The sequence below is a fragment of the Nocardia brasiliensis NBRC 14402 genome (genome assembly GCF_000308475.2).
In the GTDB taxonomy this organism is placed as follows: domain Bacteria; phylum Actinomycetota; class Actinomycetes; order Mycobacteriales; family Mycobacteriaceae; genus Nocardia; species Nocardia brasiliensis.
On sequence record NZ_BAFT02000073.1, the window covers coordinates 1 to 13,448 of the forward strand.

General features: G+C 68.6%; 10 protein-coding genes. 9 read left to right on the plus strand and 1 reads right to left on the minus strand.

The window, feature by feature from the left end; all coding sequences use genetic code 11:
* Positions 1 to 115: 115 nt before the first annotated feature.
* From TY25_RS26770 to TY25_RS26790, 5 genes are all read left to right on the plus strand, one after another.
* Positions 116 to 1,453, plus strand: coding sequence for an acyltransferase family protein (locus TY25_RS26770; protein ID WP_052383217.1), 1,338 nt, complete (start codon positions 116 to 118; stop codon positions 1,451 to 1,453).
* 241 nt (positions 1,454 to 1,694) lie between these two features.
* Positions 1,695 to 2,672 carry a 3-oxoacyl-ACP synthase III family protein gene (locus TY25_RS26775; RefSeq protein WP_081869131.1) on the plus strand — a complete coding sequence of 326 codons (978 nt, stop codon included), beginning with the start codon at positions 1,695 to 1,697 and terminating at the stop codon, positions 2,670 to 2,672.
* Positions 2,673 to 2,726: 54 nt separating this feature from the next.
* On the plus strand, positions 2,727 to 4,196 hold the full coding sequence (locus TY25_RS26780) for an MFS transporter (protein WP_052383218.1): 1,470 nt from the start codon (positions 2,727 to 2,729) through the stop codon (positions 4,194 to 4,196).
* Positions 4,197 to 4,316: 120 nt separating this feature from the next.
* Positions 4,317 to 6,407 carry an FAD/NAD(P)-binding protein gene (locus tag TY25_RS26785; protein WP_081869132.1) on the plus strand — a complete coding sequence of 697 codons (2,091 nt, stop codon included), beginning with the start codon at positions 4,317 to 4,319 and terminating at the stop codon, positions 6,405 to 6,407.
* Positions 6,394 to 7,785, plus strand: a complete 1,392-nt coding sequence (locus tag TY25_RS26790) for a class-II fumarase/aspartase family protein (protein ID WP_042260532.1) — start codon at positions 6,394 to 6,396, stop codon at positions 7,783 to 7,785. The genes TY25_RS26785 and TY25_RS26790 overlap by 14 nt, the downstream gene beginning before the upstream one ends.
* Before the next feature lie 69 nt (positions 7,786 to 7,854).
* Here the strand turns inward: TY25_RS26790 and TY25_RS26795 are convergent, their stop codons facing one another.
* Positions 7,855 to 9,231: an LVIVD repeat-containing protein gene (locus TY25_RS26795; RefSeq protein ID WP_226887209.1), complete on the minus strand. Its 1,377-nt coding sequence runs from the start codon at positions 9,229 to 9,231 to the stop codon at positions 7,855 to 7,857.
* 167 nt (positions 9,232 to 9,398) lie between these two features.
* On the opposite strand from TY25_RS26795, the gene TY25_RS26800 reads away from it, so the two are divergent.
* The 4 genes from TY25_RS26800 to TY25_RS26815 all read left to right on the plus strand — a co-directional run bounded on the left by TY25_RS26800 (position 9,399) and on the right by TY25_RS26815 (position 13,428).
* A complete protein-coding gene (locus TY25_RS26800; RefSeq protein ID WP_088607158.1) occupies positions 9,399 to 10,937 on the plus strand; it encodes a peptide ABC transporter substrate-binding protein in 1,539 nt (512 codons plus the stop codon).
* Between the two features lie 418 nt (positions 10,938 to 11,355).
* A complete protein-coding gene (locus TY25_RS26805) occupies positions 11,356 to 11,874 on the plus strand; it encodes a hypothetical protein (RefSeq protein WP_042260534.1) in 519 nt (172 codons plus the stop codon).
* 47 nt (positions 11,875 to 11,921) lie between these two features.
* Positions 11,922 to 13,079, plus strand: coding sequence for a CAP domain-containing protein (locus tag TY25_RS40785; RefSeq protein WP_052383219.1), 1,158 nt, complete (start codon positions 11,922 to 11,924; stop codon positions 13,077 to 13,079).
* 31 nt (positions 13,080 to 13,110) lie between these two features.
* Entirely contained in the window at positions 13,111 to 13,428 is a 318-nt protein-coding gene (locus TY25_RS26815) for a hypothetical protein (RefSeq protein ID WP_042260536.1), read from the plus strand.
* Positions 13,429 to 13,448 lie beyond the last annotated feature (20 nt).

Sequence of the window (13,448 nt, forward strand, 5' to 3'; positions counted from 1 at the left end):
CGCCGAAGCCGGCCCCGGAGCCCGCGCCCGCACCGAAGCCGGCCCCGCCGACCCTGTCGGACCCCGGCTTCGATCCGAAGCCCGGCTACTGAGCACGCGATAGAACGAGGTCGCCGTGACCGACACCCGATCGACACCGCGGGGGACCCCCGCGGTGTCGCCCGAGATCGCGCAAAGCCGCCCGGCCCTGCCGTCGTTGACGGGGGCCCGGTGGTGGGCGGCATTCGCCGTCTTTCTCCTACATGCCCTGGTGTTTCTGCCGGTCTATCCGTTCCAGAAATCGGAACTGTTCCGTCAGATCCACTTCTTCATGCCCATGCAGCTGGGGGCGGCCGGCGTCACGTTCTTCTTCGTGCTCTCCGGATTCATCATCTACTGGTCGTTCAAGCCCGGCGCTTCGGTGCTGCGGTTCTATTGGCGGCGCGTACTGAAGATCTATCCGTCGCATCTGGTCGCGGCGCTGGCCTTCATCGTGGTCGCCAGTGTGCCGCTGCACCGCCTGGTGGTCTGGGTGCCGAACCTGTTGCTGGTGCACACCTGGATTCCGAAGTCCACCACCGTCGGCGGGCTCAATGTGCCGTCCTGGTCGCTGGCCTCGGAGATGCTGTTCTACCTCAGCTTCCCGCTGGTGCTGCCGCTGGTCCGGCGCATCCGCACCGAACACCTGGTGCGGGCGATGGTGGTGCTTTTCCTGTTCATCCTCGCGTTGCACACCGCGTATTTCCTGTTCGTCGACGGCCCGAAGGGCATCGAGAACGCTTTCGCACCCCGGCTGGTGCCCGGTGATGCCTCGCCGATGTACGAATTGCACGCCTCGCCGGCGTGGTTCGCTCGCGACGACATCCCCGTCGCGCTGTCGTACTGGCTGAGCTACAACTTCCCGCTGTCGCGGCTGCCCGAGTTCTTCCTCGGCGTGCTCGCGGCCCGGATGGTGCTCGAGGGCCGGTGGCGCAACGTCAAGATGGGTCCGCCGCTGGCGCTGCTCGCGCTCGCCTACGCGGCCACCTGGGTGCTGCCGGTGAACTACAAGATGTCGGCGCTGCTGCTGGCGCCGATGACCGCAGTGGTGGCCACGCTCGCCGCGCGGGATCTGCAAGGCATTCCGGGCCTGAATTCGTCCAAGACGATGGTGTGGCTCGGGAACGTCTCGTTCGCCTTCTATCTGATCCAGTTCCCGGTGATGGTGCTGATCACCAGACTGTTCATCGGCGGGCACCAGTTCGGCTGGGCCGGCTGGCTGGGGTGGGCGCTGTTGTCCATGGTCGTCTCGACCGTGGCCGGCGCGGCCATGTACCACTGGATCGATCTGCCACTGATGACCAGGTTCTCCGGTCGCCGGCGCACCGCGCCGAAGGACGAGGAGAAACCGGAAACCATGGTGGTGTCGAGCGAACCGAAGCCCGTGGTGGCGAGTTCGAACGAACCGCAGACAGTGAATTCCACCGTCCGTTGACCTGCCACCCATAACGCACCGGCCGCCCGGACCTGGCACCTCCGGCGGCCGGTGCCTTTTTATTCGAGCAGAAACAACGGTGGATCATCATGCGCCAAGAACTTGCGGAACGGCCGCAGAAAATCGCATATCCGGCAGGGGATTCCCGCGTCGCCGACCACCGCACGCCGTGCTATTGCGGCTGCGCCGCGGCCGAATATTCGGCCGCCGTCGACGGCATTCATGCCAGGAGGAACGTCACGTGAACAACATCGCCGTGCTCGGCACCGGGTCCTATCTGCCGGATCGCATCGTGTCCAACAGCGAGGTCGGCTCCGGCGCCGACGTCGACAGCGAATGGATCATCCGCAAGACCGCGATCCGCGAGCGGCGCTGGGCACTGCCGGACCAGGCGACCTCCGACCTGGCGACCCGCGCGGCGCGCGCCGCGCTGGACGCCGCGGGCATCGGCGCGGACGAGGTGAGCGCGCTCGTGGTCGCGACCTCCACACCCGACCACCCGCAACCGCCCACCGCGGCCTTCGTCCAGCACAACCTGGGCGCCCGCGGCGCCTCGGCCTTCGACGTGAACGCGGTGTGCTCGGGCTTCGTCTTCGCGCTTTCCGCGGTGGAGGCCGCGATCGCGCGGGCGGGTGGGGGATACGGGCTGGTCGTGGGCGCCGACGTCTACTCCAGGATCCTCAATCCGGCGGACCGGCGCACGGTGGTGCTGTTCGGCGACGGTGCGGGCGCGGTGGTGCTCGGGCCGTCCGCGTCCGGCGGCCTGCGCCGATTCGGCCTGCACACCTTCGGCGACCTGACCTCGCTGATCCGGGTCCCGGCCGGCGGCAGCCGCCAGCCCTACGATCCGGCCGCGCACGAACTCGGGGCGCAGTACTTCACGATGGACGGCCGCGGCGTCCGGGCCTTCGTCAACGGCTCGCTGCCCGTGCTGGTCAAGCAATTCCTGCACGACTCCGGCGTGGCGCCGGACGACATCACCCACCTGATTCCGCATCAGGCCAACGGCGTCATGCTGGCCGAACTGGCGGAGGAACTCGGGCTGGTCAACGCCACTATGCACACGACGGTTCGCTATTACGGGAACACGGGTGCCGCGTCGATACCGATCACCCTGGACAACGCGGCACGCACGGGCGGGATACGCCCGGGCGACAAAGTTCTGCTCGTCGGCTTCGGGGGCGGAATGGCGGTGGGACTCACCCTCGTCGAGTGGTGAGGCACCGCACAGCCGAAATACGACTTCATTCATCCCGGAAAGAGAGACAGCGTAGTGAGTGCACCTACCGAGTCACCGTCCTTTCTCGCGACCCGCCGCGGCAAGCTCACGCTGGTGCTGCTGTGCACGGCCGCGTTCCTCGACTTCGTCGACAGTTCGATCGTCAATCTCGCGCTCCCGGCGATCCAGGGCGAGATGGATCTGTCGGTGTCGACCCTGCAGTGGATCACCACCGGCTACCTGCTGACCTATGGCGGCCTGATGCTGCTCGGCGGGCGCCTGGCCGACCTGCTCGGGCGGCGCCGGATCCTCATGGCGGGCACCGCCATCATCGGAATCTCCTCGGCCGCAGCAGGTCTGGCGCAGAACAGTGAACTGCTGATCGGCGCCCGGTTCACCCAGGGCATCGGCGCCGCGCTCATGCTGCCCGCCGCGCTGTCGATCCTGACCACCAGTTTCCGCAGCGGCACCGACCGCAGCACCGCGCTCGGCGTGTGGGCCGGCATCGCCGGTCTCGGTGCGGCGTCCGGGCTGCTGCTCGGCGGTCTGATCACCCAGGGGCCCGGCTGGCGGTGGGTGTTCTACGTCAATGTGCCGGTCTGCCTCCTGATCCTGATCGTGCTGCCGCTGCTGGTGCCCAGCGACCGGCGCAACGACATCAAGGGCAGCTTCGACATCCTCGGCACCGCGCTCGGCACCGGTGGCCTGATGACGCTGGTCTACGGCCTGGTCGAGGCGCCGGAGCACGGATGGGGCAGTGCCCGTACGGTTCTCGTGCTCGCGGCGGCGGCCGCGCTGCTGGCCGGGTTCGTGATCAACGAGCACAAGATCTCGAATCCGCTGGTGCCGCTGTCGATCTTCCGCATCCGTGGCCTCGGCGCCGCCGACGTGACGCAGATGCTGGTGGCCGCGGGCATGATGTCGCTGTTCTTCTTCATCACCCTCTACACCCAGGAAGTCCTCGGCTGGGGGGAGATCAAGGCGGGGCTGGCCTATCTGCCGTTCAGCGCGACCATCGTGGTGGTCTCCGGCGTGACGACAAAGATCGTGCCGCGCACCGGAACCCGTCCGGTGATCATCATCGGCTCGGTGATCACCGGCATCGGCATCTTCCTGCTCGCCCAGATCCCGACCGACGGCGCGTACCTGTCGGACCTGTTGCCCGGCTTGGTGATCACGGCCGCCGGCTCGGCCGCGGTTTTCGTCGCCAACACCACCGCGGCCAACGCGGGCGTGCCCGCGGACAAGGCCGGACTGGCCGCCGCCCTGCTCAGCACCGCGCAGCAACTCGGTGTCGCCATCGGCGTCGCGGTGCTCACCGCGATCTCCATCTCGCACACCAACACCGAGCTGGCACACGGTGCGCTACCGCTGGACGCGACGACCGCCGGGTTCCGGCGCGCGCTGCTGGTCGCCGCGATCTTCGCGACGGTGGGCGCGCTGACGGCGCTGCGCACGGTCAACACCCGCGGCGAAGAGGCGGACGCCGTGGTGGAATCGCGACCCGAAAAGGTGGTCGTCTGACGCTGTCACCATGCCCGGGTGCCGATTTCAGGTACCCGGGCGCACAGCTGTCTCCGGACATGGCCAGGTCCGTGTCTGTAACCCGCATCGCTAAAGCGCGAATCAGATGAAGGTGACACCGTGTCCAGCCACAAGCTAGGAACCCGTGAACTGATAACTTCCCCCGGCGCCGAGGAACTCGAAGACGGCGAGCAATCGGCAGTGGTGCTCTTTCCCGAGACGCTGCGCAGGTTTCCCCGGCCCGACCGCCCCGGCGCACCCGACGCACTGCGCATCGCCGTCGTCGGTGTCGGCCCGCGCGGGCTGAGCTGCTATGAGCGGATCTGCGCCAATATCGTGCGCAACGGCGATCGCTTCCGCACCGAGATCTATCTGATCGATTCGACCCGGGTCGGCACCGGATCGGTCTGGCGCACCGACCAATCCGAACATCTGCTGATGAATACGGTGGCGTCGCAGGTGACGATCTTCACCGACGACAGTGTGGCGATGGAAGGTCCCGTGGTGCCGGGGCCGAGCCTGTACGAATGGACGAGTTTCCTGGCGAAGGTCGGCAATTTCGCCGACCTGCCCGACGAGTTCTACGCGGAGGCGTGCCGTACCGCGCCCAATACCTATCCCACCCGCGCCATCTACGGCTACTACCTGCGCTGGGCCTACGAGCACATCCGCGATCGTTACGCCGGCTGGGTGCGCACCTACGAGATCACCGCCACCGCAACGGATCTGCGCGACGATCCGACGGGTCGCCAAGAGCTGACGCTGGATACGGGGGAGCGCATCGACGCGCTGCACGCCGTCGTGCTCGCGCAGGGTCACGTCTCGCCGCGGCAGCCGGTGGATCCCGGCTGGCCCGACGGACAGGTGCAACGGTTGGGGCTGCTGCACATCGCCCCGGTCAATGCCGCCGATGTCGACATCGACCAGGTGCCCGAGCGGGAAACCACGATCATCCGCGGTCTCGGCCTGACCTTCTTCGACTACATGGCGCTGCTCACGGTCGGCCGGGACGGCCGATTCGAGCAGACCGACACGGAGGGGGTGCTGAAGTACATCCCGTCCGGGCGAGAACCGTTGATCGTGGCGGGGTGCCGGCGCGGCGTACCGCATCACGCGCGCGGCGAGAATCAGAAGGGCATCGACGAACGCCACATTCCCACCCTGCTCGACCCGCGGCGAATCGCCGAATTACGCAGCCGGGCCGATCGTTTCGGGGACATCTCGTTCCGGCGCGACGTGTGGCCCCTGGTCGCGCGGGAGGTGGAGACGGTCTACTACTCGTTGGTGATCGACGATCAGATCAGCCCGCGCGAGCTGCGCGGCTTCCGCGCGCGCTACCTCGCGGCACCCACCGAGGAGGCGGCCGCGGCCATCCTCGCCGAGTACCGGATCGCGCCGGAGCAGCGGTGGAATTGGGAGTTGCTCGGCGATCCCACCGCGGGCCGCCACTTCGGCGATGTCGCCGAATTCCACAGCTGGCTGGTCGATTACCTGGACGCCGATGTGCGCAACGCCCGGCTCGGCAATGTGCGCGGCCCGGTCAAGGCGACCCTGGACGTACTGCGGGATCTGCGCAACGAGGTGCGCCTGATCGTCGACCACGGTGGTATCACCGGCCAGTCGTACCGCGACGATCTCGACGGTTGGTACACGCCGTTGAACGCCTTCCTCTCGATCGGCCCGCCCACCGCGCGGATCGCCGAACTCGCGGCGCTGATCAGAGCGGGCGTCGTGCGGATCATCGGGCCGGGCATGCGCGTGCGGCTCGATGCGGAGGCAGGGTGTTTCGTGGCGAGTTCGCCCATGGTGGCGGGGTCGACGGTCACCGGCCGGGTGCTCATCGATGCGCGGCTGCCCGAGCCCGATCTGCGGGCGACCGGCGACGTGCTGTTGCGGAACCTGCTGCGATCGGAGGATATTCGAGGTTTCACCCTGACGAACCCCGACGGCAGCCACTATCGCACCGGAGGTCTGGAGGTGGCCCGTGACTCGCACGCGGTCCTCGACGCCGCAGGACGGCCGCATCCGCGTCGTTTCGCGGTCGGCGTGCCCACCGAGGCCGTGCACTGGGTGACCGCGGCCGGACCGCGGCCCGGCGTGAACTCGGTGACGCTGTCCGACAGCGACAGCGTCGCGCGTTCCATCCTCACCGACTACCGGACGGCGGCCGGCCCGCTACAGCGAAAGGACTACGCCGATGGTCATAGATAAGGGATTGCTCGCTCCGGTGCGCGCGGGCGTGCCGGTGGAGTCGGTGGTGTCCGACGACGCCTGGCTGGAGGCGATGCTGGAGGTCGAGCTCGCCCTGGCCCGCGCCCAGGCGCGGCTCGGCCTGATCCCGGTGGACGCCGTCGGGCAGATCACCGCCGCGGTCGGCACCCATCGATTCGACGTGCGCGCGATCGCCACGGCCGCACGCGGGGCCGCCAATCCCGTGGTGTCGTTCGTGCAGCAGTTGCAGCGCGTGGTCGCCGAAACCGATTCGGCCGCTGCCGATCACGTGCACTGGGGTTCGACCAGCCAGGACATCTTCGATACCGCGTCGATGCTGGTCGCGGCGCGGGCGTTGACGGTGATCAGCGCCGACGTGGAGGCGAGCGTCGACTCGCTGACCCGGCTGGCCGACCAGCACCGCGATACCGTGATCGCCGCCAGAACCCTGGGCATGCACGCGGTTCCGACCACCTTCGGCGCCCGGGTCACCACCTGGATCCAGGGCCTGCTCGCCGCGGCCGACCGGCTGCGGCAGGTCCGCGAGCACGGCCTGCCCGTCCAACTCGGCGGCGCTGCAGGGACATTCGCGTCGTACGTGGAATGTGCCCGGCGCAGCGGCGGCGCGCTGGCCGACGCGAGCCCCGGGCAGATCTACGCCAGGTTGACCGACGAGTTCGCGGCGGAGCTGTCGCTGGCACCCAGCGCGGCGCCCTGGCACAGCGTCCGGACGCCGATCGCCGATCTCGGTGCCGTGCTGGCCACCACCTCGGGCGCGCTCGGCAAATTCGCCGTCGACGTGCTCTCTCAGGCCCGGACCGAGGTGATGGAGGTGTACGAGCCCGCCGCGGCCGGCCGCGGTGAGTCCTCGGCCATGCCGCAGAAGCGTAATCCGGTGCTCGCCACCATGATCCGGTCCGCCTCGCTGCAAGTGCCGGCACTGGCGTCCACCCTGTTCGGCGCGATGCTCGCCGAGGACGAACGCTCACCCGGCGCCTGGCATGCCGAGTGGCAGCCGCTGCGGGAGTGCCTGCTGCTGGTCGGCGGCAGCGCGCACACCGCCGCCGAACTGGCCGACGGCCTGCGCGCCGACGAGGCCCGGATGAGCGAGATCCTCGCCATGAGCCACGGCCAGCTGGTCTCGGAGCGCCTGTCCATCCGCCTGACTCCACTGCTCGGTCGGGTCCAAGCCAAGAAGGTCTTGCAAGCGGCCGCCTTCGAAGCCGCGGAGTCCGGTGCAGCGCTGGCCGATGTGCTGTCCGCCAATCCCACGGTCAGCGAGCGGCTCGGCGCCGAGGAGATCCGCGAGTTGCTCCGCCCGCGGAACTATCTCGGTATCGCGCCCACCCTGCTGGACCAGGTGATCGAGCACCGCTGAGCGCATTGCTGCTGCCCCGCATACGTTTTCGTATGCGGGGCAGCTTTTTTGCGTTGCGGGGCAGTCGGTTCAGGCCGTGAGCTGGAGGATGTCGATGCCGCGGTTGTTGTCGGCCACGTAGGCGAAACCGCGGTGCCAGTACGGCGCCCAGGCGGCCGCATCGGCGGGACGGTAGTACGCGATCTGCTTGGGGTTGGTCGGATCGCTGACGTCCAGGAACCGGGTGCCCTGCGCGTAGAACGACTGCACCAGCACCTTGTCGCGGACATCGAAGTAGTGGGCCGAACAGTCCGCCGAGGCGGGATCGCTGCCTTCCTGCCCGGCCACGCCCCAGGTGCCGATTGTTTTGAGCCGGTACGGCTTTTGCGGCGTCGACCGCCACCCCTCGCCACCGTAGGACCCCTCCAGTGACGCGATCACCAGCACGCCGTCGCCCGCGCAGCCGTCGAGGAAGCTCTCCTCGGTGGCATAGATCAGGTTCCCGTTGCCCCAGTGCCCGGCGCTGCCGCCGTCCGGCGCCAGACTGCCGACCGGCCGGAAACTGTTGTGCATGAACTTGGACGGCGCGGCGGTCTCGTTGATCCCGCCGCCGGCGTAGGGCACCGGATCGGTCGGCGAGGCGGGGCGGAACTTGCCGGTCACCGGGTCCTTGTGCATGCCCTCGGTCCAATATCCGCGCACCCCACCGCGGCCGGAGGCCCAGGCGACACCGGCCGCGTCGATCTGGACGTCGTGCACATAATCGGTCTTGCCGTCGTTGCGCGCCAACTCGATCGGCTGCGGGAAGACCTTCGGCTTGCGCGGATCCCGGATATCGGTGACCCAGATCGGGCGGCCACCCCATTCGGCGGGCTGGCTGTCCGCCTTGGCCGGACCGCCGGTCCACAGATACTGGCAGTCGTTGATGCAGCTGGTGGTGTGCCCCGCGGGCACCTTGACGTAGCTCAACACGGTCGGCTTCTCCGGCTTGGCCAGATCCACGATGTAGACGCCGGATTCGCCCGTGCGCACGTTGCCCCCGAAGGCGCGCGGATCGCGGGACAGGAAGACACGTTTGCGCACCGGGTCGACCTCGGTGTCCTCGGTTTCCCACATGCCCGGCATATCCAGCTTGCCGATCAGTTTCGGTGCCGCCGGATTCGCGGTCAGGTCATAGGTTTTCAAGCCGAATTCGCCGGAGACCACCATCACGTCCCGGTTGCCGTACTGGAGGAACTGCAACGCGATCGCGCCTTGCGCATCCGGCACGTTGCCGACCGCCTTGACGTTCTTCTCCGCGCCGGGGGCGCCGGTGGACCGGGCGGCCGCAATATGTGGACCGTGCGTCTCCTCCTCCCCGCAGGCCATGGCGGGCAGCGTGGTCGCGGCGAGCGCCGCGGTCACGGTGACCAAGAGCAGAGACGAGCGGAGCAACCAACGGCGCACGACTACCTCCCAGCGGGCCATGAATTCCCCATGACCGGGGATGCTCGGTCATGGGGAAGCCTCACTGTAAGTGCCGCCGTGGCGAATTCGCGATACCCACATCGCGGTACCGCAACTGGGGAACCACTTTCGCGTGGCGCGTCCCATGATGCCTGAGGCAGGTGTGTGATTCGCGCGGCGGAGGGTGAATGATGCTGGTAATTCTGGTGTTACAGGTGCGGCGGGTGCTATGCGCTCGACCGTCGAGGAGACCGGGATGGTGCGGGCCGCTCGCGGTCCTGTGCGCCGCGCTGCTGGTCGGCAGCGCCGGCTGCACCGGAACTCCGGAGGCGGCGGCCCGGCCCGGTGTCTTGACGGTCGGCATCGGTGAGCCGGCCGGACTGGTTCCCGGCGATCTGCGTGACCAGGCCGGTCGGCTACTGGCCGGCGCGTTGTGGACGCCGCTGGTGGACTACGACCCGGCCACCGGACGGACCGTTCCCCGGGCCGCGGCGGCGATCTCGACCGCGGACCGGATGACCTGGCAGATCGACCTGCGCACCGATGGCCGCTTCCACGACGGGACGCCGGTGACCGCGAAATCCTATGTCGACACCTGGCGCACCGTGGTCGAGGAGCGATGGAGCGGTGCGAGCGCGCTCACCGAGGTGTTGCGCGCCACGGAGATCAGCGCACCGAGCGAGTACACCCTGCGTATCGTGCTCGACCGGCCGTTCGGCCAGGTGCCCGCCGTACTCGCGGCGCAGGCGCTGCTGCCGCTGCCCGCTGCGGTGCTGGCCTCCCGGGACTGGACCGGCTTCGCCGCGCAGCCGATCGGCAACGGGCCGTTCCGGTTGGCGGGTCCATGGCGAGCGGGGTCGGGCGGACGGCTCGAGCGGGTCGAGGAAGTCGCGGGCAAGGTCCGTGCGATCGAATTCCGCGTCGGTGCACCCGCCGAGCAGTACGACCAGGTGAAAGCGGGTGAGCTGGATCTGGTCGCCACGGTGCCCGGGGAGCGGCACGACGCCATGCATCACGACTTCGCCGAGCGCCACGTCATGTGGCCGCTGCCGGAGGCAGACTATCTCGCATTTCCACTGTCGGACAAGCGTTTCGAGGACGCGGCGGCACGGTTCGCGTTCGCCATGGCGGTGGACCGTCCGGCTCTGGCCGCGGGACCGCTGGCGCGGCAGGTAGATCCCGCGAGCACGCTGTTGCCGCCCGGCGTCGCGCCCGGCGAACGGTCCTCCACCTGCCGTCCGTGCCGCCACGACGGGGCCGCGGCGAAGTCGCTGCTCGGGCAGGTTTCCTTCGCCGGGCCGGTCAGCGTGTATTTTGCTGCCGGGCAGGAGCATTGGGCACGGCCGCTCGTCGAGCAGTGGCGCACGGCGCTCGGGGTGGCGGCGACCGCGCGGCCACGGGACGAGGAGACGAGCGCGCCCGTGGACGGCCCGTTCGTGGTGTCCCGCTCGCTGCGCACGTCCAGCCCGCACGAACTCCTCAGCGCGCTGGCCCGCGCCGCCGGGTACGCCGACGACGGGTTCGCCGAGCTGCTGGCCGCCGCCGATGCCGCGGACGTCACGGTGGACAGCGCTCAGCTGTATCGCCTCGCCGAGAACCAGCTACTGCGCGACCTCCCGGTTGCACCCCTGTGGTCCGGTCACGGCCACGCGGTCTGGGCGCCGCGGGTGCATGACGTCACCGCGACCCCATTACGCGGCATCGACCTTGCCGCGATTTCGGTGTGAGCGTCAGTGCGGACGGCGGGCTCGAAGCGTTGCCTCTGCGATCGGCGTGCGGCGGCGTCGGGTGACCGGCAGCCCGTGAGAGCCGTTGCTGCCCAACGTGGTCGGGAGGTACGCGGATGCTGACGCAGCCCGCGTCGTGATCGGGTGTGATTCGGCTGTGATCGTGTCGTGATTGATCGATCTGCTTTTAATCATGCCTCAACTCGCTTTTAGAATGCGGCATACAACTCGTCGTCCGGCGCGCCGCGTCCTAGTCTCGGATCAGTGCTCGACCATCCGGTGCAACCGGGAGCCAGGCCACCGACCAACGCTGCTCGGCGGGTTCCGACAGGCGGATCCACCTCGGCGGCGACCAGCCTGATCCATTGGCGGACAGGCGATTCGGCGCGCGGCCGACCATATCGAAGGAAAGAATTTCATGGGTAAGCACAGCGCACCTCGGAAAAATCATGTCCCGGCGCAATTGGCGATTCTGTCGACGGCCACACTGATCGGCCTCGGTATCTCGGCGCAGAGCGGCGCGGGCGCGGCGACGGCGGATTCGACCATCAGCGCGACGCACCGGACCGACGACGTGGCGCCCGCCCCGGCCAAGCGAGTCGGCGGCGCGGTCGCCCAGACCGTCAGTCACCATGGCGGGCAGGAGAGCCGCAACGCGGTGCCGCCGAAGAAGCGCAAGCCGAAGCCTGCTGCGGACAAGCCGAAGCCTGCGGCGGACAAGCCCAAGGCGGCCCCGGATCCGTTGGAGCTGTTGAACAGTGGCAGCGCCGCGCTGAGCGGACTGGCGAAGAGCCTGAACACCGGCAGCTCGGCCATCGCCCCGCTGGGCAAGGCGCTCGGCACCGGCAGCACCGCCGTGTCCGGCAGCGCGAGCAGCGGCAGCGCGGGCCTGGGCGGGCTGGCCCCGCTGCTCGGCCTGCTCTCCGGCAGCGCCTGAGCCCGGCCCGGCGAGTTCACTGCCAACGAGCAACGAGAAGGCATTCGATGGGCAAGCACAGCGCACCGGGAAAGAACCGCTATTCTCCCGCGACCATGCTCACACTGTCCACCGCGTTCGGGGTGTCGGCCTTCGCCGTCACCATCGCCGGAACCTCCAGGGCCGCAGCGGCTCCCGAATCCGGCTCGCCGGCCGAGCAGGTGATCAGCCTGACCAATGCCGCGCGGGCCGAGGCGGGCTGTTCGGACCTGAAGGCGGACAAGAAGCTCACCGCCGCCGCCCAGGCGCACACGAAAGACATGGCGGACAACGGTTTTCTGGACCACAACTCGTCGAAGGGCGATCCCGGCGACCGGATCGGCGCGGCCGGGTACCAGGCCCAGGGCTGGGCCGAGAACATCGCCGAGGGGCAGACGAGTGCGTCCGAGGTCGTCGACGCGTGGATGAACAGCGAGGGGCACCGGGCGAACATCCTGGACTGCAAGCTGCAGGACATCGGGGTCGGCTACGCCAAGAGCAGTACCGGAACTGCCTACTGGACACAGGATTTCGGCACCTCGGGCGGCTCCGGCAAGGACAAGGACGACAAGGGTAAGGACGACAAAGGCAAGGACAAAGAGAAGGACAAGGGGAAACCATCGGGTGGTGACAAGGACAAACCGTCGGGCGGCGACCAGAAACCGTCCGACGGTGACAAAGACAAGCCCGGTAGCGACGACGAGGCACCCGCCGGCGAGGACTCTTCGATCGAAACCGGCGACGACGGTTTCGGCGACACCAGCGACGAAGGCGATGGGTCCGGCGAGGACAGTTCGACCGAGGACGACACCGAGGCGTTCGAGGATCCTTGGAGCGAAGGCTCCGACGACAGCGAGCCTTCCGGTGATTCCTGGAGCGAGGATGCCGGCGATGCGACGCAGGACAGCGACGATTCGTCGTTCGACCCGTGGAGCAACGGCTTCGACGACTTCGCCGAGGACGGTGCGACGCCGGACAGCGGCGATGCGTTCGATCCCTGGAGCAACGGTTTCGACGACGGGCTAGGCGATCTCACCGGCGGCGGCGACGCGTACGGCGGCCTCGGCGACATCTTCGGTGAATTCGGTGCCGAGTTCGGCGGGCTCGGTGACGCGCTCGGCGGGCTGGGCGCCGTGGGCGACGCCCTGGGTGGGCTCACCGCCGGTGGTCCGGGCGGGGCGTGGTAGCGCTCGGATCCGGGCGCAGAAGGAGTTCGATATGGCGCTCTACATCACCGCGTGGTCGATGACCAGCGATACCACCCCGGAATTCGCCTCCCGCATCGCGGAGCACGACCGCAAAGCCTGGTGCCTCAGCTGGTTGCCCCACCGCATGCTCACCTGCGAGCAGGCCAGGGCGGGCATGGAATTGGACGAACTACTGAGCGATCCCGGCAGCGTGCACGACGGTATGGCGCTGGCCCTGGCCGACAACTGCGCGGGTCGGATCGGCTTGCTGCGCGAGCAGGCGGTGCTGCTGCTGGCGAAGCGGATGGCCGCTCGATGCGCGGCCGGGGCCGTCACCAGCGCACTTTGAAGGCGGGTCGGGCTTGAAAT

What these genes read in the sequence shown, in the direction of transcription:
- TY25_RS26795 (WP_226887209.1), bottom strand. Translation starts at nt 9,231, where the DNA reads ATGGCCCGCTGGGAGGTAGTCGTGCGCCGTTGGTTGCTCCGCTCGTCT.
- TY25_RS26790 (WP_042260532.1), top strand. Translation starts at nt 6,394, where the DNA reads ATGGTCATAGATAAGGGATTGCTCGCTCCGGTGCGCGCGGGCGTGCCG.
- TY25_RS26815 (WP_042260536.1), top strand. Translation starts at nt 13,111, where the DNA reads ATGGCGCTCTACATCACCGCGTGGTCGATGACCAGCGATACCACCCCG.
- TY25_RS26805 (WP_042260534.1), top strand. Translation starts at nt 11,356, where the DNA reads ATGGGTAAGCACAGCGCACCTCGGAAAAATCATGTCCCGGCGCAATTG.
- TY25_RS40785 (WP_052383219.1), top strand. Translation starts at nt 11,922, where the DNA reads ATGGGCAAGCACAGCGCACCGGGAAAGAACCGCTATTCTCCCGCGACC.
- TY25_RS26800 (WP_088607158.1), top strand. Translation starts at nt 9,399, where the DNA reads ATGATGCTGGTAATTCTGGTGTTACAGGTGCGGCGGGTGCTATGCGCT.